We start from the raw sequence: 22,739 nt of genomic DNA on the forward strand, positions 1-22,739 counted from the left end.
TCACCCTTCGCACGGCCCGCCCGGACCGTGACTAAGGCGGGTTACCGCGATTACGAGGTCGCTCAAGTGCCTGAAATCGGCAAGAGTTTAGCGAACCACAAGCGCAAAAGGATCGGCATTTGAAGGACCGCGAAGACCGAATACCGGGTACCCTCAAGCCAGCCGATCGGCATAAATTGTAATGGTGACGTAGGTTTATGACAGCTGCCAACCTCAACATCGCTAGACAGAATTGCAGCTCCCCGCTTCGGATTCATGTCATCATCGCCACTTATGGCCGGCCCGATTCCGTGCGCAAGTTGCTCAAGCACCTCGAAAACCAGACCCGACCAGCGGACGGTATCGTCGTCATCGGCACTTGTCCTGCGGACATAGCCGGTCTCGACAATGTCTCAGCGAACACGCGGGTGATTGTCGGTCCCCGCGGCACGTGCTGCCAGCGCAATTCCGGCATCGAGATGGTCAAGGACGAAGCAGACGTCGTGATCTTCTTCGATGACGATTTCGTTCCGGCCAACGATTACCTCGCTGCGACCGAAGCCCTCATGGTCGCCGATCCGGAAATTGCCGGGTTGACCGGGATGCTGGTTGACGACGGCGTCTCGCACGAGCCCATTCCCTTCGACGTGGCAGTGCGCCGCCTCGAAATCGATGGTGAGCGCCCACCGCAGACGGAGCATCTACCGCGACAGGCGCTTTATGGCTGCAACATGGTGATGCGTCTCGACGTGCTGGGCGACTTGCGCTTCGACGAAAACCTGCCGCTCTACGGCTGGCTGGAAGACGTCGACCTGACGTATCAACTCGGCAAGCGCGGCAAGCTGATTTCCGGCCCGGAGATCACCGGCATTCACCTCGGCGACCGTGGCGGAAGGCAGCCGGGCAAGCGCCTGGGCTATTCGCAGGTCGCCAACGTGATCTACCTCTATCGCAAGGGAACGATGCAGCCCGATATCGGCTGGCGCCAGCTGCTGAAGAACATCTCGGCCAACCTGGTGCACAGCATCTCTCCCGAACCGCACATCGACCGGCGCGGCCGGTTGGCCGGCAACCTGCTGGCGATTGCCGATTTCCTGCGCGGAAAGCTGGATCCGCGCAAGATCGTCTCACTTTGAAGACTCGCGTGATCGCGGCGGGACCCGCACCACTTTCACGCCGGGCACGCGCAACCCGGCAGTCGGGATAGGACCATGAACCTCAGGCTCGGCATGATGCACGGGGTTATCTCGCTCGGCAGCGCGCGCCTGACCGGCAACCTGCTGGGCGCGGTCGCCCTTGTCGTGCTGGCGCATCTGCTGACGCCCGAAGACTTCGGCATCGTCGCCATCGCCAGCTCGGTGCTCAGCGTCGTCCAGTCATGCACCGAACTCTCCTTGTCGAATGCCCTGATCCGCAAGGACAAGATCGATGCGAGCCATGTCGACACGGCATGGACGATGGCGCTGCTGCGATCGCTTGCCCTTTGCGTCTTCTTCGTGCTGCTCGCCTGGCCGTTGTCGCTCGTCTATTCGGTTCCGGGCCTGATCCCGGTCCTGCTGGTCTCCGGACTGACCGGCGCCCTGATGGGCCTCCAGAACCCGATGGTGACCGTCGTCACCAAGGAAATGCGTTTCTGGCCCCTCGCCATTTCGCAGCTCAGTCTCAAGCTGATGAGCCTGGGCGTGGCCATTGTCCTCGCCATCCTGCTCCAGTCCTATTGGGCGATCATCGCGGGCAATGCTATCGGCGCCCTCGTCGCCACTGTCCTCACTTACGCGCTGGTGCCCTATCGCCCTCGATTCTCGCTGGTTCACCTTCGGGAGATCTGGTCCTTCTCGGGCTGGATGTTCTTCAAGCAGCTTTGCGAAACGCTCAACTGGCGGGTCGACCAGCTGATCATCGGCGCGCTGGTCCCGAGGGCGCAATTGGGCATCTATGCCATGGCGGACAGTCTTGCCGTCGTGCCCGCGCGCGAGATGGTCCAGCCGATCCGCATGGCGCTGTTTCCGGGCCTCGCCAACCTCAACGGAGACCTCAACCGGCTGCGCAATGCCTGCCTGCGCGCACAGTCCACCCTGGCCATGATCACCGCACCGCTCGGCATCGGCCTCGCACTCGTGGCGGAACCGGCAGTAAAAGTGGCACTGGGGCCGCAATGGATCGCGGCAGTACCGTTCGTGCAGATCAGTGCGGTCTTCTACACAATCAGCCTGTTCAGCACCGGTCTGCAGCCGGTGGCCATGGCGCTCGGCAGGACGAAGATCCTGTTCGTGCAGCAGGCCCTCGTCCTGGTGCTAAAGGTTCCCCTGGTGGTGATCGGCTTCCTGCTTGGCGGCATGATCGGCGCGGCGCTCGGCCGATGCGTGTGCGAGTTCATCTCGATGGTCTTCGAACTGATCGTCGCCCGGATGCTGACCGGCGTGACCGTCGCCGCGCAGGCCGCATCCCATTCGGTCACTCTCGTGGGGCTCGGGGCCATGGCTGTCGGCACATACTTCGTGCATGGCGCGCTTTCGCCGCTGCAGGCCAGCAACCTCGTCCAGCTGGCCATCGAGGTCTGCGCCGGCGGCGCAGTCTATGTCGTCGCGGTGGCAGCCAGCTGGCTGGTGATGGGCCGCCCGGACGGCCCCGTGCGCGAAATCGTTCAGCTCGTCCGGCGCCCGGGCGCGGCCGTCTGGCAGATGCCCACCGCGCAACCGAATTCCGGGCCGGTCGTCCCCTGAGGACGGGGACGCGCCGATGTACATGACGAATTCAGGTACGGTGCGCCAATGCGCGCGAACCGTGGATGATTGAGGCAACCTTGCGACGTCTGACCCGAGCCAACTATTTCTGCCTGCTGCTCGCTTCCTCGTTCGGCTTTCTGATCGCGGGCATGTTCACGCGCCTGCACCTGCGACACATCGAGAGCCGGTTGCAGATCGCCGCCTTCTGGATCATCGCCATCACCTTTCAGATCATCGTCCACAGGACGCTGAAAGTGCGCTCGGGCAAGTTCGCAATTCTTGTGAGCGGCGTTTCCGCAACCATTGGCATCGTCGCCATCAAGTGGCTGATCGAAGGCCCGCCCCCGCTGTCACGTTGGGCCGAGATTCTCCTCTAGGCGCGCTTGGCCGGATTACCGGGAATAAGCAGCACCGGAAGGCGATGGCGTATTGGGCCGTGCATGGAAGCCGTTCAGACCGATCGGCGAACCGCTGCCGTATCCATCGAGAACCGCTTCGGGCGGACGGATCTCTCCACGCTCGCCCCGCGCTTCGGCGACGAGAGCCATCGCCATGTCCTCAACGTCCTTGCTGTTGCGCGGCGCCCAGGGCAGTTCCTCTTCGTCGGTCCGCTGGCGCGGCACGTGCAGCGCATCGAGGACGAAAGGCGCATGGACCGCAAGGGCATCGCGGATCTTCGGATTGTAGCGGAACTTGAGAAAGTCGATCCGGGCATTGAGCCTGTCGACGCTCGACTGTTCGGGAATGAAATCGGCCCAGACCGTGTCCGCCAGCTCGCTGCGGTACCAGCGCGCCGCATCCTGCCAGCGCGCGGGCCGCCGCTTCGACCACGGCTTGGTCGAGGTGTAGTGTTCCAGATTGGGTGTCAGCGCACCGCCGAACTCCAGATAGGTCTCGTGCAGGTTCCAGCGCGGATCGAGGGGCAGCCACTGCCCCTCCAGCGCAAAGTTGAGCGCATCCTGGTCCGGGGCTTCCTGGCAGCTTTCCGGGTGATCGACGAGGAACTGGCGGGCCCGGTCAAGCACCCCTTCCGACAGCATGCGCGGCCAGTCGAAGACCATGACGCCGGACTGCAGGTAAGGCGCATCGTCGGCAAGGAACAGGTCCTTGCGCCGACGGCGAATATTGCCGGTCAGGTAATAGACGAAATCGTGCACAGCGCCGGCGATCCTGCCCTTGAGATCGAGCGACAGCAGCGGAGCGAGCGAAGTCATGATCCGCGTGTCCGCATCGAAATAGATCAGTCGTTCGATGTCCGAACCGAAGATCCGGTCGAAATACAGGCGCAAATAGGCGGCACGCGGCCAACGGGTATTGATCGGCCGGATCGCCTGCTCGACCTCTTTCGATGCGAAGATCCGCACCATCATCTGTCTCGCCGCGAAGAACTTGCGCGCGGCCTCGAGTTCCGCCTCGTCGACGTCGCAGCACACCAGATTGAGCTCGACGTCACACCCCGGCGGAAGATGGTCCACTACCGACTTCAATTGGCAACAAGCCGCGGGCAGATACCCGCGATCGGAGGCCGTTGTAATTGAAGTCTTCATAATGCCAATTTCCACGACTTGAACCTGAGACGCACGAACCGGCGCGCCGAATACGGATTTTCAGAGGAAAGTCACCTCGCACGATATGCCGAGGCTGCTGACGTAGTCCTCGATTTCGTCCTTGTAGATCCTGTTCATGATCACGATCAGGCCCGGCTTGATCTCGGCCAGTTCCTCCGGCGCGACGATCGGATGACCGGTGCCGGGCATGAAGTGACCGTGACGGTTGGGATTGATGTCCGTGACGCAGGTCACTTCCTCATCGAGATCGAGCGAGGTCAGGAACGACACCGCCTTGGAGCCCGACCCCCACAGCACCACCGACTTGCCTTCCGCCGCGGCGGCCTTGACCCTGTCGCGCCAGTGCGCCTTGTGGGCCGCCACCCGCTCGGGGAAGCTGGCGACAAGTTGCGCGAGGTCCGCCAGCGAGGATCCGTCATCGCCTTCCTGCTTGCCCGAAGCCGTGGCCTCGATCGTCAGGTACTGGTCGTCGTATTCGATGGCAGTACGCGAAACCGCGAAGTCGCAGTCCTCGAACAGGCGGCGCAGCGAAGTCTCGGTGAAGTACGAGCAATGCTCGTGATAAATGTCCTCGAACGCGCAATGCTCCAGGATGCGGTAGGTCTCGGGCACCTGGAAGAAGACGACGGTGCCCTTGTCCTCGGTCAGTCCGGCCCGGATCGTCGAAATGAAGCTCGCCGTGTCCGGGATGTGCTCCAGGGTCATCTTGCAGCACAGGAAGTCCGGCTCGCTGGCGCAGTGATCGGGTCGGAAGTATTCCGGGATCAAGGTCACCCGCTCGGCGCCCTCGACGCCTTCAAGCCGTTCCGGCAGCGCGCCGGGATCGACTCCGACGCCGGTATTTTCCCCCAGTTGCGAGAGCAGGACGAGGAATTCGCCCTTGCCGCAGCCGATCTCCATGACCTCGCGCCCACGCAAGCCGTGCCGCTCGATCAGTTCCGCCGCAAGATTGCGGTGGAAGCGCGAAAACGTCGGAGAGAACCCTTGCGTCTCCTCGTAGCGTCCCGAGTATTCGGTTAGGAACTGGTCGAAGCTCGCATTGAATATGAAGCCGCAGTCGCTGCAGAAATGCAGCGCAACTTCACCGCGCAGACACCCAAGCGCTTCCTCGCGCGTTGCGAACAGGATGCAGGAGTTCGTCGGGACGTTCTCCACCTTGTAAAACAGCTGCGTCTGAGCCGCTGCGCAACTGGGGCAGGCCACCGGCGTCCCTTCACGCGTGAGCGCGTCTTGGGTCCGCGCCGAAAGGGCTGGATCGACCAGGTTCATTCGACAATCCTCGGTTCGGGGACGGGGACAATGAAGCGGCCGCCGGCATTGCGGTATTCCTGCTGCTGGGCCAGGATCTCGTCCGCGAAATTCCAGGCCAGCATGAGCACGAAATCGGGCTTGCGGGCGACCAGTTCCTCGGGCGCCAGAATGGGCAGGTGCGCGCCGGGCATCAGCATGCCCTGCTTGTTCACGTTGCGGTCCACCACGAAATCGAGCTGACGGGTGTCGAGGCCGCAGTAATTGAGCATCGTCGCGCCCTTGGCCGCCGCGCCGTAGGCGGCGATCGAGCGGCCTTCACCTTTCAACTTGTAGACGAGGCCGAGCAGCTTTTCCTTGAGGGTATCCACCCGCGCCGAAAACTCGGCGAAAAAGTCCAGCGTATCGAGCCCGATGGCCTTTTCGTGGGCCATGAGCTTTTCGACGCTCTCGCCGGTAGCCTCGAAGGGTTCGACGAAGATGCGCAGCGAGCCGCCGTGGATCGCCAGTTCCTCGACCCGGTTGAGGAACAGCCCGTGCCGCCGGAACAGGTTGTCCAGCGCCGTGACCGAGAAATAGCACAAGTGTTCGTGATAGATCGTGTCGAATTCGACATGCTCGATCAGTCGCAGCAGATAGGGCATCTCGATCACGGCCACGCCATTGGGCTTGAGCAGGTTGCGGATGCCGGCGACAAAGCCGTTGGTATCCGCCACGTGGGCCAGCACGTTGTTGGCGTGGACGATGTCGGCCTTGCCGTGCTCGCCCACGAACTTGCTTGCGAATTCCTCGGTGAAGAAGTCGCAGAGCGTTGGAACGCCCACCTTGCGGGCGGCGGCGGCGGGACCGTCGGCCGGATCGATGCCGCAGACCGGCACGCCGTGCTCGACATAGTTCTTGAGCAGGTAGCCGTCATTGCTGGCCAGTTCCACGACCAGGCTCGATGGACCGAGTTCCCTCTCGTCCAGCCGCTGCAGGACGTTCGCGCGCGAGTGCTCGAGCAGCGCCGGCGAGAAGGACGAGTAGTAGGGATAGGCGTCTGCGAAAAGGATTTCGGGCGCGACCGTCTCCAGGATCTGGACCAGCGCACAATCGGGGCAGAACGCGACCACGAGCGGGAAGGTCAGCTCGGGCGTATCGCCATCCTCGGGCCGGATCAGCCGGTCGGCCAGCGGCGTGAAGCCGAGGTCGAGAAACGGATGGAGCGACTGGCCGCCGCAGCAGCGGCAGGCGGTTTCGGTCTGCGATGCAACGCCGGGTTGATGCAGGAGAATCTGGTTCATGTAGTCCCCCTCAGGCTACGGCAAACTGTTGGACCGGGAAGAGGTCTTCGTTGAGCGACCCTTCACGGATACGCTGCTGGATGTGCGCGATGCGCTTGAAGCGCGGCCCTTCGAACTGCTCGACGTTCAGCCCGCTGGACGTGAAGGCCGCGAACAGCTGCTCGACGCCGCGCCGGCAGGTCCATTGCGGCTTGAAGGCGTGGAGCCGGCGCGCGATGTAGTTACAGTCCACGCGGTAATTGCGCAGGTCCGGGCTGGCATCGTCGGCAAAGGCGATTTTCGATCCCGGCACGACATCGCGCACAATCTCGGCAATCTCGCGGATCTGGTAGTTCTCGCTCGTCTGCCCGACGTTGAACACCTCGCAGTGGACGTCTTCGCGCGGGGCTTCGACCGAGGCGATGTAGGCGAGAGCAATGTCCTCTACATGGACGATGGGCCGCCACGGCGATCCGTCGCTCTTGAGATGGACGTCGCCGGTCGTCGTCGCCCACGCCGTCAGGTTGTTGACCACGAGGTCGAAACGCAACCTGGGCGAGAGCCCATAGGCCGTCGAAGCGCGCAGGAAGGTGGGGCTGAAGGTTTCGTCGGCAAGAGCGAGGATCCCCTTCTCCGATTCCACCTTCGACACGCCATAGGGCGTTACCGGATTTAGCGCGCCGTCCTCGGTGATGAAATTGTCGTCCGAGGCCCCGTAATTGGAACAGGACGAGGCATAGACGAAGCGCGAAACTCCTGCCGCCTTGGCAAGGCGTGCGAGGTCCACCGAGGCCCCGGTATTGATTTCCTGCGTCAGTCCGGGGCGATAGTCGCCAAGCGGATCGTTCGACAATCCGGCCAGGTGAATGACCGCGTCGAAACCGCGCAGCCGGTCGATGGCATCGGGTTCGAGAACGAAGCTGCGAACGTCCTGACCGATCGAGGCGATGTTCGGAATCGCACCTGAAAAGGTGCACTCGGCGAAGAGATCGCTGTCGAGACCGACTACTTCATGCGCTCGCTCTAGCAAGCGGGGAGCCAGCACTGTCCCGATGTACCCCAGATGCCCAGTCAGCAGGACTTTCATGAACCGTATCCCTCCAGAGTTTCCAGGGCGCCTGGCCCGACATCCAGTAATCGTTGAGAATCTGCTTTTCACGCATGGTATCCATGCACTGCCAGAACGAGGTGTGGCGGTAGGCCATGAGCTGGCCGTCCTGCGCCAGACGGGAGAGCGGGTTCTGCTCGAACATCTCCTCCTCGCTGTCGATGTAATCCATCACGCCCGGCTCCAGCACGAAGAACGCGCCGTTGATCCAGCCTTCGCCAAGCTGCGGCTTCTCGGCAAAGCAGGTGATCCTGTCGCCGTCGAATTCGAGGTGGCCGTAGCGTGCCGGCGGGCGGACCGCGGTCAGCGTGGCGAGCTTGCCGTGCGACTTGTGGAACGCCAGCAGCTTGGGAATATCGATGTCCGCCACGCCGTCGCCCCAGGTGACCATCATCGTGTTGTCGCCCAGCCAGGGCGCCAGCTTCTTGATGCGTCCGCCGGTGCCGGCCTTCATGCCGGTTTCAACGAGGTCGACGTTCCAGTTGGGTGCGCAGTCGGGCGAATGGCGCACCAGTTCACCAGTCCGCGTGCTCAACGAGACCGATCCGGAGACCGAGAAATGCTCGTGGAACCAGCGCTTGATGAATTCGCCCTTGTAGCCCAGCGCAACGCTGAAGTCGTTGAAGCCATAGTGGCTGTAGATCATCATGATGTGCCAGAGCATCGGCATGCCGCCGATCTCGACCATCGGCTTGGGCCGGGTTTCGGTCTCTTCCGACAGTCGCGAACCCAAGCCGCCGGCCAGGATGCCTACTCTCACCTTGGAGAAATCATGCATAGTCATTTGAACACCACCTGTTTGAGCTGGCGGGGGCCGATCTGCCCGGCGAAATTGCGCTTGAGGAATGCGGCCATCTTCGGCGAGATCATGCCGGCCAGTTCCAGCGAATAACGGCCCAGTTCCACCGGCGTCAGGCTGCGGCGAATCAGGCCCGCCCAGAGCCGGTAGGGCGCCACGACATCGCCGTGCCGCGATGCGATCCGGAACAGATGGGACGCCAGCTGGATGTGCTCGGCCGCGGCGCTGCGGCTCTTGCGCCCTGTCTGCCAGAGACTGCGCTGCAGCTTGTCGTCGATGTTGATCGAGCGTTCTTCGTGTTCGCGGTTGTAGAACACCGCATCCTCGACCAGCAGGAACTTGCCCAGGATTGCCATTTCGGCCAGCAGCGCGCGGTCCGACCCGTAATAGGAGCGATGAAGCATCGAACGCTCCAGCAGCTCGGGCCGAAACACCCCGAAGATCGGGAAGCAGGTCTTCGACAGGGCTATCGTCTGCCTGAAACGCTGCGCCGGATCGTCATTGTCGATCGAGGGCGTCTCGTATTCCGGAATCTCGAAAATCTCGTCCTTGGGGCTGATCTGCAGGGTCCTGCCGTAAGCCAGACCTACGTCGGGGCGCGCTTCCAGTGCATCCACGCAGGCTTCGAGATAGTTGGGGCTGAGGCGATCGTCGTGCGCGCACCACTTGAAGTACTTCCCGGCCCGGTAGGTGAAACCCAAGTTGTAGTTCGCGGCAGCGCCGATGTTTTCCTTATTGCTCACCAGAACGACGCGGCTGTCCTTGCGGGCGTAGGACGAGACAATCTCCGGTGTGTCGTCGTGGGAGGCGTTGTCTGTAACGTACAACCTGAAATCGGTGAGCGTCTGACCGAGAATAGATTCTATAGCGTCGGCTATGTAATCTGAACCATTAAATACTGGCAGAGATAATGTTACTTTTTCAGCTCTATCAGTCATGCTTTCACCAAACCGGAATAAAATAAAACGGACACGACGCCCTCAAGCAAAGTTGAACTTCAGGACCGGAAATCGCATCCAATTCACGACTCATATTGGCATGTTCGGTCTGGGGCAGGAATCACGCACTGTGGTTAGACCGAAGGAGCAGAACCCTAGCCCAAAGGGGCAAAGGGATCGGAAAATCGTTGCGATTGCGTGATTTACCTGGAGACGTGCGGCAGCCCAGAAATCCAAGCGCAGCGCTTTGCAAGCTGCGGAAACGCCCCGCGAGGAGCGCCCTGCGGCAGATCGTACGATCACGCAAAGGATTGCCGCAGGGCCGGTTCGCGCACGCGCCCTGACTGTTGCAGCTTTTCCTCGAAGATATCGATGAACGCGCCGATCCAGCTGTCGGGCGTGTGACAGAGCGAATGGGCATCTGCAAAGCCCGCCCGGCTCATGCTTTCGACCAGTTCGTCGTCGGTCGCCAGCCCTCCCATCAGGTTCGCCAGCTTGTCGAAGCGATCGATGTTGAAGGTCCTGGCAAAGCCCAGCCGGACCGCATCGTCGGCAAGGTAGGCATGCGATGCCAGAATGACCGGAAGCCCGCTCATCGCCGCTTCGAGAATCACGAGCCCGAAAGGTTCGGTGACCCTGCTCGGTACGATGATCGCGCGGCATTGCCTGGCTATTTCGGCGATGCCTTCCCGGTCCTGCCAGCCGATGACGCGCGCGTACTTGCTCCTGCGCGCTTCTGTGGTCCCGAGTTGGCCGCTGCCGATCAGGGTGATCTTCTGTCCGGCAGCAACCGCCGCCTTGATCGCAAGGTCGGCGCCCTTGTCGTGGCCAAGCCGGCCGACGAAGAGAAAGCCCTCGTTGCGCTCCGCCGCCACCCGCTCCTCGGTCCAGGCCTGCGCGGGATTGGGGATCGCGATCCTGTTCGGGGCCCGAAATCCACTGCTGGCGAATTTCTCCAGCATCCGGTCATGCAGGAAAGTGAAGGTCGCGCGATTTTCGGCAAAACGCGCGACACTGTTCAAACGCATGTGCCGCAATGCGCGCCAATACTTGCGCGCGCTGCTGATCCGGTCGCACTGGCTCGCGAGGCATTGCGCCGAGAGCGAGCGGTGCTGGCATGGCGTTGCGCTCGGGAAATGCGTGAAACCGCCGTTGGGGCAGATGTTGAAGAAGTCGTGGCAGGTCACGATCAGCCGGTCTTCCACCCCGCGCAATGCACGGAAGATGGAAGGGGACAGGATCTGCGACCAGTTGTTCAGGTGATAGACCGTGCCATGGGTATCGTTGTCGCGGATCCAGTCGGCAACCATGCGCTCGGCAGCGGGATTGTGCAGTCCCTGCATCAGCGCATGGCGCGCCGGGAGGTCGAGCAATGCGTCCGATCCCAAGGTCACCTGCGCCACGCCCATGTCGCTCAGCCGCGATGTCGGCGCATCGCCGCAGATATAGGTTACCGGGTATCCCAGCCGGCGATAGAGCCTGACCGCCTCCAACGCGATAACGGTTGCGCCTCCGCGCGATGCAGAGGCAAAGTCGTTGATGACGACCACTTGATCGATCGAAGTCATCGAGTCATTCGCTCCCCCTGAGATATTGCGAGCGGGCCGACCGCATGCCGAGCGCCGCAGACACCTTGCCCTCGGCCGTGCCCACGCGCGGTACGGCGCCTGTCGCGGATCGTGAGTCCGGACGGCCGCGCGCAAGGCCAGCAAAGCCGCCGACGCGCCTGCGCACGTCCATCACTACCCGCCCGGCCCGCACGTCGAAGTGATGGCAGCCGGTTATGCCGGGCTCGAAATCCGGCTCGATCGCATAGGCGAGGCTTTCCCGGTAATTGTCGAGGGACAGGTCCTCTATTTCCATAAGCCGCACGCCATAGCCGTACGTGCCGTGCGAATTGTCCTGCGCGGGGCGATAGAGCCTGCCGTCCAGATCCAGGATACGCCCGGCATTGCGGGCCTCACGCGCGTCGACGACGACGGGATTGAGGGCGTGGGGTTCCAGCTTCGCAAGATCGGGCCCGTCGGCGCGGAAGATGTGCAACTGCGTGTTCATGTCGAGAAAAGCGTCGTCGGAGATATTGGTGAAAAGCCACCAGTTGCCGTCGATCAGGTTCAGCGTCGAATCGGCCGCCACAACGCCCTCCAGCGCAGTGGCGTGCAGTTCCCAGTCATGCGGAAACGCGCGGCACTTCCAAACTTCGAGCCGCCGAACCTCGCAGCATTCGGGCATCATGTAGAGCTCGCCCTCGTGCTCGAAGAGATGGGGAAACGACAGGTGGTAATCCCGGCGCAGCGCGACCTGAATGTCGGTGAGCTGTCCGTCCTCGAAGCGCCCCACGCTGATGTGCCCGCGCCCGGTGCGGTAGTCGAACTCCTCGAAGAAGCAGTACAGCGCCCCCGCCCGCTCCCACAGGAAGGGATCCGCGAAATAGCTGTTCCTCGCCGAGACATGCGGCGTTGCCCTCGCGGGATCGAACTCGGACCACGCTGCGGCGTATGACTTGAGAAAGAACATGCCCGGGCGTGCGCCCAGATTCTCACCGACTTTCTCAACCACTTTGGCCGCCCCGTCACCCCCAAGACGAGCCAGATAGGTACAAAGACCAGATCCTCCCGGCTGCAGCGGCTCTGCGGACCTGGGCAAGGAAGGCAGTTCGGATGCTTGCGACTGATGCGCCCGCTTCAAGGCGTTGACGATCAGCGGCACCGCCTTTTCGAGCATGAAGTCCTCGTTGCGCGTGGCCAAGAACTTGGTGTTGAGCCGCCCCGTCGCGATCGTGATCTCCTCCTTGTCCGCAGCGCCGCGCAGTAGCGAAATCGCTATGACCGGATCACGCGCGAGAATCGCGGCCATCGCCGTAATCCCGGCAGGGCGCCGCAGGAAATCGGGGTACCAGATCCCCAGCCGTGCAGCCTCTGACGGAAAGATCCCGACGGCACGGCCGGACAGATCGACGATCACGTCGAGGTCCATGCCCACAATCGCAAGGTGATCGTCACTGGCAACGATCGGGAATTTGCCAGGCCGGTCAGCCCCATCGAGAGGGTCTGAGCCCTGCAGCTTGCCCACGACCCTGCGCTCGAACGCGTACCATGTGCGGATCAGGCCGTTACCCGATGATAGCTCCATGCCCGAAGGACAGGCGATGAGGGCCCGCAGGTCGAAACGCGGCTCGGCCTCGATCTGCTCCACCAGACGCGTGCACCATCCGGCGGGCCGATCGGGCGTTGGCAGAACGATCGCAATGCGCAGAGCTTGCATCCTCATCAACCGGCTGCGTGTGGGGGCGCGTCGAAAGGCAATCGGGGCCCACCCCGACAGCGCCTGATACCTAACGATAGGTCGCGACCGCGATGCTTCCCATGCCCTATTAGGCGGTAGCTACAATGGGCTGCGCGCACGAAACGGGCAGCAGCGCTAATCCATTCGGATTGTTCGGAATCCCTCGCCCGAGACTGGACCGGTCAGTTCGCGACCGGCGCTGCGGGCATCTGCGCCGGGTCCAGCGACGGCAGCACGAAGTTCCTGCCGCCGATCAGGTCACGGCCCAGCCAGTAAAGCGTCTTCGGGCTCTTGATCGCGCGCTTGAGCGAATAGGGCAGCCAGGCTTCGCCATAGGGAATGTACAGCCGTGCCCCGGCCCCGTAAGGCGCGCCTTCGCGCAGGGCAGCCTCGATAGGCAGCGGATAGACGAACTCCTGCTCGAACGGCGTTCCCGCCTCGGCAAGGATGCGCATGGCCTCTCGCGCAAGCGGCGCATCGTGGGTGGCGACGCCCACGAAGGCGGCCTTTCCGGCAAGACGCCTGATGATGCCGAGGTACCCTTCGCGCAAGTCGATACCGGGATGGTCGGGATCGATCCACTCGCCCTTGACCACCCGCACGCGCACGCCCAGCTCGATAGCGCGGTCGGCATCGCGCAGGCTGCGCTTCCAGCGACCGGGGATGGCAAGGCCGACACCCTCGCGCGGATAGCGCTCGAGAGCCTTGAGCGTGTCGTCCGTCTGCGGCGGCGCGTGGGCATCGAATATGACCGGAGCACCGACCTCGCGGGCCTGCGCGACGACTTGTTCGACCAAGTCCTCCCGCTCCTTGAGCGCGGGCAGTTTGGCGGCGAGCGCGCCATTGATGCGGCCCTCGCCGACCAGCGAGAGGATCCTCGAATATTCGCGCACGACAATTTCGGGGTCTTCGGTTCCGTCGTTCCAGTAACACAAGGTGCAGCGCAGGTTCTGCTGGCCGGCACGCAAGGCCAGCTCGGCAGCATCTTCCAGAGTTTCGCCGGCCACGTACTTGCTGGTTGCCCGCTTCAGAACCGGACCGAGAATGGACTTGAGAGCTTCGCGCATCGTTCCCCGCAAATACATTTTCTCAATCGTTTCACGACGACCCTTTCAGGATTTCGGCGTGACTTCGCGAGACTTCCCCTATGCCCTGACAATAGTCGGACATGCGCGGGTGCAGGTATCGTCCATTGGCATTTAACCCGGAAGAGTAGTTCGCAGGGGCCCGGTCTATACTCTTGCGCGGCTGCTTGCCTTGCAGTCGCCGGTGCGGCGTGCAAACTGCAGGCAGTGGCCCGCCTGGTCTTCAGGCGCCTCCATCCCTTTCCTGTCGGCGACGCTGCGATGAAACCGTTCGGATACACGATCCTGTCACTGGTGGCGGTGATTGCCTGCCACGGCCCGGCGCTTGAAGGCGCAAGCCACAAGCAGGCCGACGTGACCGAAGGCGCAATCACCGAAGCGCAATTCGTCGACTCCATGGGGGTCAATGTCCACCTCAACTTCACCGACGGCGCCTATGCCCAGCTCGACCGGGTTCGCGACGACATGCGCTATCTGGGACTGGTCCACGTGCGGACCCACGACGGCGGCGACACCGTACCGCTCTCCGACTATGCCCGCCTCGCCTCCGAAGGCCTGCGCTTCAACCTGATCGCGACGGCGGACCAGATGGACCGGAACGTCAATTTCGCGGCAAACCTCATGGCCCAGGCCCCCGGGGCGGTCGTGAGTATCGAGGGCTTCAACGAGATCAACAACTGGCCCGTCAGCTATCGCGGCCTACACAAGGACGAAGCGGGGCGCGCCGCGCAGCGCGATCTCTATGCCAAGGTCAAGGCGCATGCCGACCTTTCGCACCTGCCCGTGCTCTATTTCACGGGCGGAGAAGCGGTTTCGGACCTGTCGGGAATGGCGGACTGGGCGAATGTCCATGCCTATAGCAACAATGCACAGCAGCCCGGACCGGCGATTCGAAGCGCGTTCGACAAATACACCGGCAAGGCAGCAAAGGCACCGCGCGCCAATACCGAATTCGGCAATTTCACGCTTCCCGAAGGCTGGCCCGAGGGCAAGCCGTACTGGGCCAACTACACGCAGCTCGGCATCGATGAAGTCGCCCAGGCCAAGCTGGTCCTCACCGCCTATTTCGAGGGCGCCGAGAGCGGCATCAGGCGTAGCTACATCTATGAACTGCTGGACGAGAAGCGCGATCCCAAGGGAACGGAGCCGGAATTTCACTTCGGCCTCTTCACTTTCGAACATCGGCCCAAGGCGGCGGCAAAGGCGCTTCACCGCCTGACCGGGTTCCTGGTCAAGACCCGCTCCGACAGGAACGACGGCCCGATCGGGGCCAGGCTGAAGACGGCGGACGGATCGATCGGCATACTTCCGCTCCAGCGCGAAGATGGCAGCCTGATCGTTGCGCTGTGGAGCCGGGCTCCGTTCTGGCGCTGGGACCAGACTTACGCGGGTCCGGCCCAGATGCCTACGAAGCAGGTGGATCTGGTTACATGGTTCGGCAGCGGGAAGATCAAGGCCGTGGCTTTCGACCCGCTGGAGGATACGACCGTAAAGATCAAGGTTCGGGGTGGACGCAACATCAGCGTTGCGGTGCCGAACTACCCGATCCTCATCTATCTCCAGAAGGGGTAGCAGGCTCCTTGCAGAATCGGGCGGCCCAGCGCCCCGCGGTCTGATTGACCTTCGGGACGCTGGGCCGCGGGACCTGAAAGAGCGGGGGGACGGGTTTCAGGCCCGTTTCGGTTCAGGCGCCGTCGGTCGTGCTGACGTTCACGCCCAAGCTGGCCGAACCGCTGGCGCCTTCCTTCGAGGCCGAGCCACTGCCCGAACCCGATGCGCTGGAGCTGGCATTACCGGCCGAAGCATTGGCCGAACCGCTGCCGTTACCGCTTGCCTGGGTGCTGGCAGCCGTGCTGGCGGCGTTGCCGGCCGCGTCACGAACCTGCGATCCCAGTGCGGTGGCCCGATCGCGCACGGCGCCGACCGCACTACCGGCGGCATCTGTCAGCTGCGAAGCCGATGGCGCCGAGCCGACCGGCAGGTCCGTAGAACCGGTCAGGGCCGAGTTCGCCGAACCGGAAGCCGAGCCGCTCGTGCCCGAGCCATTGGCGGAACCCGAAGCCGCCCCGGTCGCCGACCCCATGGCGTTGCCGCTGGCCGAACCGAGCGCACCCTTGGCGCCGCCCACCGCGTTGCCGGCGGTATCACGCGCGGTACCGACAAGGCCGGTGGCGCGGTCGCGGGCATTGGCGGCGGCACTAGTGGCCTTGCCGGTCAATGCGGAAGCGTCCGGCGCGGAAACATCGGGAGCCGTGACCGACTTGGAGGCCGACGCCTCGCCCGAGCCGTTGACGGTGGACGTCACGGTGCGGCCGGCGCGCGAAACCCCGATGTCGCCCATGGCGCTACCGGCGCCGCCAATGGTGCTGCCGACGCTCCCGACGCTCCCGCCAAGGGTTCCGCCGATCGAGCCGCCGAGGCCGCCCCCAAGGCTGCCCCCGCCAAGCAACTGGGCATTGGCTGCGCCCGGCAGGGCGACGAGTGCCAGGGTAGCGATTGCAGTTGCGAATGTGAGCTTCTTCATGATCTTGCTCCTTCCTTTGCTTTCCTTCCCTTCGGCGTGAACCTTGCCTCGGGGGTCTCTGGTGGAAGGAACGGATGGCACTTTGCCTTTCATCCGCGCGGGGGCCGATTTTTTTGAAAGTTTTTTGACTTTGTCGGTCAGGCGCCCTTACGGCAGGCCCCGCAGAGCACCCCGCGCCCGGTCCGGCCCGATCCATCGACCGCCTCTGAATCGACCGCTTTGAGCGCCGCTACGGAGCTGCCGAGGCGCGGATACCGGGCCGCAATGCGGGCCGCGGCAAGCGGCGCGGCAAAGGAGGTCCCGCGCAAGGGTATGCGCCCCCGGCCGGGCACCAGCGCAGACATGTCCGCTCCCGGAGCCGCGTAATCGAGATGCAGCGCCTTGCCGGCCTCGATCAGGACGCGGCCCTTGCCATCGACCCCGGTCACGGCAACGACGCCCGGGTAACTGGCCGGGTAGGCCGGGGGCGCCGCGGCGCCGTCATTGCCCACGGCCGCGACCACGACCATGCCGTGCGCACGCGCTGCGGCAATGGCTTTGGCGAGCAGCAGGTTTTTCGGGCCGACCAGGCTGATCGAGACCACCGGCACGGCGTTCTGACGCATCCAGCCGATTGCCTTGGCAATCGCCAGCGCATTGCCGCCAGCCGGGTCGTCTCCATAGACGTCCGCGCCATAGAGCCTTGCCGTTCCGGCACCGGCAAGGAGCGAGGCGATCGCCGAAGCATGTTCGCTGGCCTTGGGCGCCCCTTCGGCAAACCCGCGCTGGCTGGCCAACCGGTCGGACCCGGCGATCCCGCCGTCGATCACGCCAACGGTCCCGCCCAGTGGCAGGTCTGCCCTCGCGGCGGACGATGCGGCCACGCTCAACGCGCTGCCGGACGGAAAATGTATCTGGTCAGCCGTGATTTCGCGCTCGGGAAGCAGCTTGCGCAGGGACCGGATCGCCTTGCCCAGCGAGCGGCCGCCCGGCACCGACAACCGTGCATAGGCAAGGCCGAGACCTTCGATAGTTCCCTGTTCGATCACTCCATAACCCGCGCCTTCGGCCCGGGCGACGTCCTCGCCGGCCGGATCGATCAGGAGCACTTCCCCGCGCCGCGCGGGCGCGCCGGTGTCGTCGAGTTCCACCGTCTCCCGGTTGCTGCGGGCAAAGCGGGTCAGGCGCTGCACCCGTTCTCGCGCGAGGCTGCGGGCACTTCGCGCCACATCGCGCACCGGCTCCAGCGCGTCGCGGGCGATATCGCCCAGATCCTGCGTCACCTGCCCCAGGGTGCCCAGCGGATTGCCGGGCAACGGCAGGCCCAGCTGCGCGCGCGCCGGACCTGCGATCAGCAGGAGCACGGCCGATACAAGGGCGCATCGCTTGAGGTTCCGGGTCTTCATGGTCTTGTCCGATAACAAAAAAGATAGCACTCAGGGATGAAACGTTCCCGTCCATCCGTTTCATCCCCAGGCAAGGCAATTCGATGAGCACGACACGCTTCTGCGAGGAACTGACAGCGCTGCTGCCGCGATTGCGGCGGTTTGCGCGCGGATTGACACAGGACAGTGCCGATGCCGACGACTTGTGCCAACAGACGATCGAACGGGCGCTGAAGGCCCGCCAGCAGTGGCAGGAAGGCACGCGGCTCGATGCTTGGGTATACAGGATCATGCGGAACCAGTGGATAGACGAAGTCAGGGCAAGAACGCGCCGGTCGCAGACTTTCGTCCATGAGGACGAAGGCGCGAACGTGGGCGTGGCCGGCGACAGGGACGCGGAGAACCGTGTGGAACTCGGCAATGTCGACCGGGCCCTGCAGCGCCTGCCCGAAGAACAGCGCGAGGCGGTCGTTCTCGTGATGGTCGAAGGCTTCGGCTACAAGGAAGCTGCGCAGATTCTCGGCATTCCGCAAGGAACGCTGACCTCGCGGCTGGGACGCGGGCGCGAAGCCCTTTTGCGCGAACTGGGAGAAGCGGCATGAAGGTGACCGACGAAGAGCTGATGGCCTATGCCGACGGCGAGCTTTCGCCGGTCGACGCTGCGCGGATCGAAGCCGCGATCGCTTCCGATCCCGACCTCGCCTTGCGACTCGATGCCGAACGCAAGCTGCGGGCGGCCTTGCGCGGCCATCTCGATCCCGTTGCCGAGGAGCCCGTTCCGGACGCCTGGAAGGAAATGATCGCCGCCGCGGCCGAAGAGGACGCGCAGGCCGAGGAACGCAAGGTCGTGAGCCTTGCCGCCGCGAGGGCCGAAAAGGCGAAGAAAGCCGCGCAGGAAGCCAGGGGGACGGCCCGGGCGCGCCCGTTCATGCAGCGCTGGGGCACCGGCGTCGCCATTGCCGCTTCGCTGGCCCTGGGGGTGTTCATGGGCACCCAGCTTACGCTCAAGGGCCCGGTAACCGACCGCGATGGCACGCTTGTGGCCTCGGGCGCGCTGGAACGCGGGCTGGACACCCAACTGGCCGCTGCGAGCGACAAGGGATCGCTCCAGATCCTGACGAGCTTTCAGCGCGGCGACGGCGACTACTGTCGCGTCTTCGCTTCCGGCGGCACCTCCGGTATCGCCTGCAAGGACGATCACGGCTGGGTGCTCGAACGCACGATCAACGGCGGGGCGCGGCAGGGGACCGAATACCGGCAGGCGGGCTCGGCCAATTCCGAACTCATGGCCGCCGCGCAGGACATGGCCAAGGGCGCCCCGCTCGACGCGGAGCAGGAGAAGGCTGCGAAAGCGAATGGGTGGAAGGACTAGAGCCCGCGGGCTGCGCGTGCCCCTTCGGCAGGCTCAGGATGATCGGGCTTATCTCGTCACCCCCGCGCAGGCTGGGATGACGGTGTCTGAGAAAATGACGCTCTCTGGGTAAACCTTCAGATTGCCGTTCCGGCCTCCAGCACTGCCACCGCGGCGTCTTCGGGTCGGGCCATGGCCCGACCGATCAGCAGCAGCGCGGGCCCGTCTCCCAGCGCGGTGCGGGCGGCAAGAGGGAGCAGGTCGAGGCGGGTATGGAAATGGCGTTCCTGCGGCAGGCTGGCGCTTTCGACCAGGGCAACCGGTGTATCGGCGGGAAGACCGGCCTCGATCAGTCTGGCCGAGACTTGCGGGGCCGCCGCCTTGCCCATGTAGACAGCGAGCGTGCCTTCCGGATCGGCAAGTCGCGACCAGTCGAGCTGCAGCTCCTCTCCGGCGCGCGCATGAGCGGTCACGAAAGTCAGCTTGCGGGCAAGACCGCGCAAGGTCAGCGAGGCGCCAAGGCTGGCCGCCGCTGCGCTGGCGGCGGTCACGCCCGGGCAAATTCGCACGATAACGCCCGCTTCGCGGCAGGCGTCGAGTTCCTCGGTGGCGCGGCCGAAGATTGCCGGGTCTCCGCCTTTGAGACGCACGACTTTCTCTCCCTGCAGCGCGGCTTCGACAATCAGCCTGTCGATCGTGCCCTGGTCTTTCGAGTGGCGACCGGATCGCTTGCCGACATGGACGAGGCGTGCCGAGCGCGCGGCCATCTCGAGAATCTCGGGACCGACCAGGGCGTCATAGAAGACCACGCTGGCCTCGCCGATCAGGCGTTCGGCCTTGCGCGTCAGCAATTCGGCATCGCCCGGACCGGCACCGACCAGCCATACCGATCCGGCCGGGAAGTCCCCTTTGAACACATCGGTCATTCTGCAGCTTCCCTTTCAAGCGTCGAACAGACTTCCAGCAACCGGGCAATCGCCGGCCGGCACGATCCGCAGTTGGTGCCTGCGCGGGTGCAACCGCCCACTTCGGCCACTGTCGCCGCGCCCTCGTTGACCGCCAGTTCGATGTCCTTCTCGCCCACGCCGTGGCAGACGCAGACGATCGGACCGCGATCCGGCAAGGGCGTGCTGGGGCGTCCGGCAAGCAGTTCTGCCGTGCTAGCTTCGTCAAGGCCGAGCTGGTCGGCCACCCAGCCGCGCGAGGGAAGTTCGCCCGAGCGGGTGAGATAGGCTGCGGCAACGAGCGAGCCCCCTTCCCCGCGCACCGCGATGCGGCGCATGCCGCGCGCAATGTCGGCGACTTCCAGCCGTTCGCCGTCGGGCAGCAACGCGCTGATGTCGATCGCCCCTTCGCCCGCGAGTTCATAGAGCCAGCCCGCCTTGATGCGCGAACGGGTCCAGTACAGCAGTCCCTCGGGCGCGATGACGTCACCGCGCACGACGAAGGCCCGCCACGCGGGCGAAAGGGCGACGACACGCGCGGCGCCGTTCTTGAATCCGGGTTGGCCGGAAACGGGATCCACCGCCTGTGAGGGCAAACGGTTGGAGCGCCCTTCCCCGGCCATGGCGTCGGTCCAGTGCATCGGCACGCAGACTTCGCCGCGGCGTTGCCCCGTGGACACCTGAACCCGATAGACTGCCGATCCGCTTGCCGTCTCGACCCTGCCGAGGCCGCCATCGACAAGGCCGAAGGTTTCGGCATCGGCGGGATGCACTTCCAGCAGCGGCTCGGGACGGTGCTGCGAAAGCGTGGCCGACAGACCGGTGCGCGTCATCGTGTGCCATTGGTCGCGATAGCGCGCGGTGTTTAGACGCAGCGGGAAATCGGCGCTCGTCACCGGCGCCGGTGGCCGCACCGACACGAGCCGGGCCTTGCCGCTCTCCGTAGGGAAGCGCCAGGCCAGCGGCCGCTCGCCGCCCCACTGGAACGGCTCCATCGCTTCGTAATCATCGTCGCTCAGCCGGGCATGATGCGTCAGGTCGAGGACCTTTCCGCGCGCCTTGGAAAGCGACGTCATGAGCGCGTATTCACGGAAGATCTGCGCAGGCTTGTCCCAGGCGAAACTCTCCGCCCAGCCCATCCGCGCCGCGACGTCGGCCATGATCTTCCAGTCGGCGCGGGTCTGCCCCGGCGCAGCGAATAGGGCACGCTGGCGGCTGACGCAGCGTTCGGAATTGGTGACGGTGCCGTCCTTCTCTCCCCAGCCATGCGCAGGCAGGCGGACGTGGGCGAACCTGGCCGTGTCGGTATCGGCAATGATGTCGGAGACGACCACGGTCGGGCAACGCGAAAGTGCTTCGCGCACGAATTGGCTATCGGGCAGCGAGACGGCCGGATTGGTGGCCATGACCCAGAGGAACCTGATCTTGCCCTGATGAATGGCGCGGAACATGTCGACCGCCTTGAGGCCGGGCCCGGCGCATATGTTGGGCGCGGCCCAGAAGGCCGAGACATCGGCGCGTTCCTGCTCGGAAAATCCGAGATGGCACGCGAGCGTGTTGGCCAGTCCCCCCACCTCGCGACCACCCATTGCATTGGGCTGGCCGGTGATGCTGAACGGCCCCGCGCCAATCCGGTTGATCCGGCCTGTCGCGAGGTGGAAGTTGATGATCGCATTGCCCTTGTCGGTGCCGCCTACCGACTGGTTCGCCCCCTGGCTGAACAGGGTGACCATGCGCGGATGCTCGGCAACGATATTGCACAGCTTGGCAAAGAGTCCCGGGGTTACGCCGGGATCGCAGTCAAGCCCATCCCAGAAGCCGGCGTCGGCTTCGACCCGATCGCGCAGGAATGCAGGGTCCAGCTTGCCGCGCCGGTTCATCTCGGCCAGCAGGGCGTTGAACAGCGCGGTATCGCCATCGGGGGCGATCGGCACGTGCAGGTCGGCCTGTTCGGCTGTCTCGGTACGGCGCGGATCGATGACCACGATCTTGGTGCCGCGCCGCTCGCGCGTCTTCTCGATGCGCTGCCAGACGACCGGGTGGCACCAGGCGGTGTTCGAGCCGACCAGCAGGACAAGGTCGGTGGCGTCCAGATCCTCGTAAGAGCACGGCACGACATCCTCGCCGAAGGCGCGGTTATGGGCGGCCACTGCGCTCGCCATGCAAAGCCGCGAATTGGTGTCGATATTGCCGCTGCCGACGAAGCCCTTCATCAGCTTGTTGGCGACGTAATAGTCTTCGGTGAGCAATTGTCCCGAGACATAGAAGGCGACGCTTTCGGGCCCGTGCCGGGCGATGCAGTCGCTCATCCGGTCGGCGACGAGATCGAGCGCGTCGTCCCAGCTCGCCTCGCCCTGGCCGATCATCGGCCTGAGCAGGCGGCCCTCCAGCCCTACCGTCTCGGCAAGGTGGGTGCCCTTAGAGCATAGCCGGCCGCTGTTCGCCGGATGCTGCCGATCCCCGACGATGGCGACCCCCCGATCACCATCGCCGGAAACCTCGGCAGTGATGCCGCAGCCTACTCCGCAATAGGCGCAAGTCGTGCGGATCACCTTCAT

The 22,739-nt window shown here is 64.2% G+C and carries 19 protein-coding genes; 6 read left to right on the forward strand and 13 right to left on the reverse strand.

Annotation, left to right across the window (positions count from 1 at the left end):
* Positions 1–197 precede the first annotated feature (197 nt).
* The 3 genes from JI59_RS06400 (at position 198) to JI59_RS06410 (ending at position 3,082) form a co-directional block, all read left to right on the forward strand.
* The gene (locus JI59_RS06400; RefSeq protein ID WP_007013599.1) at positions 198–1,115 is read left to right on the forward strand and encodes a glycosyltransferase family 2 protein; all 918 of its coding nucleotides are present in this window, start codon (positions 198–200) and stop codon (positions 1,113–1,115) included.
* 75 nt (positions 1,116–1,190) lie between these two features.
* Positions 1,191–2,702, forward strand: a complete 1,512-nt coding sequence (locus tag JI59_RS06405; RefSeq protein ID WP_007013598.1) for a lipopolysaccharide biosynthesis protein — start codon at positions 1,191–1,193, stop codon at positions 2,700–2,702.
* A gap of 80 nt (positions 2,703–2,782) precedes the next feature.
* A complete protein-coding gene (locus tag JI59_RS06410) occupies positions 2,783–3,082 on the forward strand; it encodes a hypothetical protein (protein WP_239000595.1) in 300 nt (99 codons plus the stop codon).
* A 15-nt stretch (positions 3,083–3,097) separates the two neighbouring features.
* On the opposite strand, the gene JI59_RS06415 is transcribed toward JI59_RS06410, so the two are convergent.
* The 9 genes from JI59_RS06415 to JI59_RS06455 form a co-directional block, all read right to left on the reverse strand.
* Positions 3,098–4,252: a glycosyltransferase family 8 protein gene (locus JI59_RS06415; protein ID WP_038575665.1), complete on the reverse strand. Its 1,155-nt coding sequence runs from the start codon at positions 4,250–4,252 to the stop codon at positions 3,098–3,100.
* Positions 4,253–4,312: 60 nt separating this feature from the next.
* Positions 4,313–5,542: a class I SAM-dependent methyltransferase gene (locus JI59_RS06420; protein WP_007013595.1), complete on the reverse strand. Its 1,230-nt coding sequence runs from the start codon at positions 5,540–5,542 to the stop codon at positions 4,313–4,315.
* Complete coding sequence (locus tag JI59_RS06425; RefSeq protein WP_007013594.1) at positions 5,539–6,804, reverse strand: class I SAM-dependent methyltransferase; 1,266 nt, start codon at positions 6,802–6,804, stop codon at positions 5,539–5,541. Before JI59_RS06425 ends, JI59_RS06420 begins: the two co-directional genes overlap by 4 nt.
* A 10-nt stretch (positions 6,805–6,814) precedes the next feature.
* Positions 6,815–7,870, reverse strand: coding sequence for an NAD-dependent epimerase/dehydratase family protein (locus tag JI59_RS06430; protein ID WP_038575668.1), 1,056 nt, complete (start codon positions 7,868–7,870; stop codon positions 6,815–6,817).
* A complete protein-coding gene (gene rfbF / locus JI59_RS06435; RefSeq protein WP_274378217.1) occupies positions 7,794–8,675 on the reverse strand; it encodes a glucose-1-phosphate cytidylyltransferase in 882 nt (293 codons plus the stop codon). Before rfbF ends, JI59_RS06430 begins: the two co-directional genes overlap by 77 nt.
* The gene (locus tag JI59_RS06440; protein WP_038575670.1) at positions 8,672–9,628 is read right to left on the reverse strand and encodes a glycosyltransferase family 2 protein; all 957 of its coding nucleotides are present in this window, start codon (positions 9,626–9,628) and stop codon (positions 8,672–8,674) included. The genes rfbF and JI59_RS06440 overlap by 4 nt, the downstream gene beginning before the upstream one ends.
* Before the next feature lie 299 nt (positions 9,629–9,927).
* Entirely contained in the window at positions 9,928–11,196 is a 1,269-nt protein-coding gene (locus tag JI59_RS06445; RefSeq protein ID WP_007013590.1) for a glycosyltransferase family 4 protein, read from the reverse strand.
* A 4-nt stretch (positions 11,197–11,200) separates the two neighbouring features.
* Entirely contained in the window at positions 11,201–12,898 is a 1,698-nt protein-coding gene (locus JI59_RS06450; RefSeq protein WP_238532554.1) for a glucosamine inositolphosphorylceramide transferase family protein, read from the reverse strand.
* A 197-nt stretch (positions 12,899–13,095) separates the two neighbouring features.
* Complete coding sequence (locus JI59_RS06455; RefSeq protein ID WP_138921397.1) at positions 13,096–13,980, reverse strand: proline dehydrogenase family protein; 885 nt, start codon at positions 13,978–13,980, stop codon at positions 13,096–13,098.
* Positions 13,981–14,205: 225 nt separating this feature from the next.
* Here JI59_RS06455 and JI59_RS06460 point away from each other — a divergent pair, with 225 nt between their 5' ends.
* Complete coding sequence (locus JI59_RS06460; RefSeq protein ID WP_007013588.1) at positions 14,206–15,570, forward strand: hypothetical protein; 1,365 nt, start codon at positions 14,206–14,208, stop codon at positions 15,568–15,570.
* Positions 15,571–15,682: 112 nt separating this feature from the next.
* Here JI59_RS06460 and JI59_RS06465 read toward each other — a convergent pair whose 3' ends face one another.
* Positions 15,683–16,522 carry a hypothetical protein gene (locus tag JI59_RS06465; protein ID WP_007013586.1) on the reverse strand — a complete coding sequence of 280 codons (840 nt, stop codon included), beginning with the start codon at positions 16,520–16,522 and terminating at the stop codon, positions 15,683–15,685.
* 137 nt (positions 16,523–16,659) lie between these two features.
* Entirely contained in the window at positions 16,660–17,907 is a 1,248-nt protein-coding gene (locus JI59_RS06470; RefSeq protein WP_007013585.1) for a S8 family serine peptidase, read from the reverse strand.
* 83 nt (positions 17,908–17,990) lie between these two features.
* Here JI59_RS06470 and JI59_RS06475 point away from each other — a divergent pair, with 83 nt between their 5' ends.
* Both JI59_RS06475 and JI59_RS06480 read left to right on the forward strand, forming a co-directional pair.
* Complete coding sequence (locus JI59_RS06475) at positions 17,991–18,488, forward strand: RNA polymerase sigma factor (RefSeq protein ID WP_007013584.1); 498 nt, start codon at positions 17,991–17,993, stop codon at positions 18,486–18,488.
* Positions 18,485–19,258: an anti-sigma factor family protein gene (locus JI59_RS06480; RefSeq protein ID WP_007013583.1), complete on the forward strand. Its 774-nt coding sequence runs from the start codon at positions 18,485–18,487 to the stop codon at positions 19,256–19,258. Before JI59_RS06475 ends, JI59_RS06480 begins: the two co-directional genes overlap by 4 nt.
* A 116-nt stretch (positions 19,259–19,374) precedes the next feature.
* On the opposite strand, the gene cobA is transcribed toward JI59_RS06480, so the two are convergent.
* Both cobA and JI59_RS06490 read right to left on the reverse strand, forming a co-directional pair.
* Positions 19,375–20,163: a uroporphyrinogen-III C-methyltransferase gene (gene cobA, locus JI59_RS06485; RefSeq protein ID WP_007013582.1), complete on the reverse strand. Its 789-nt coding sequence runs from the start codon at positions 20,161–20,163 to the stop codon at positions 19,375–19,377.
* Entirely contained in the window at positions 20,160–22,739 is a 2,580-nt protein-coding gene (locus tag JI59_RS06490) for a nitrate reductase (protein ID WP_007013581.1), read from the reverse strand. The genes cobA and JI59_RS06490 overlap by 4 nt, the downstream gene beginning before the upstream one ends.

Origin of the sequence: Novosphingobium pentaromativorans US6-1 (assembly GCF_000767465.1) — a bacterium.
Lineage (GTDB): Bacteria > Pseudomonadota > Alphaproteobacteria > Sphingomonadales > Sphingomonadaceae > Novosphingobium > Novosphingobium pentaromativorans.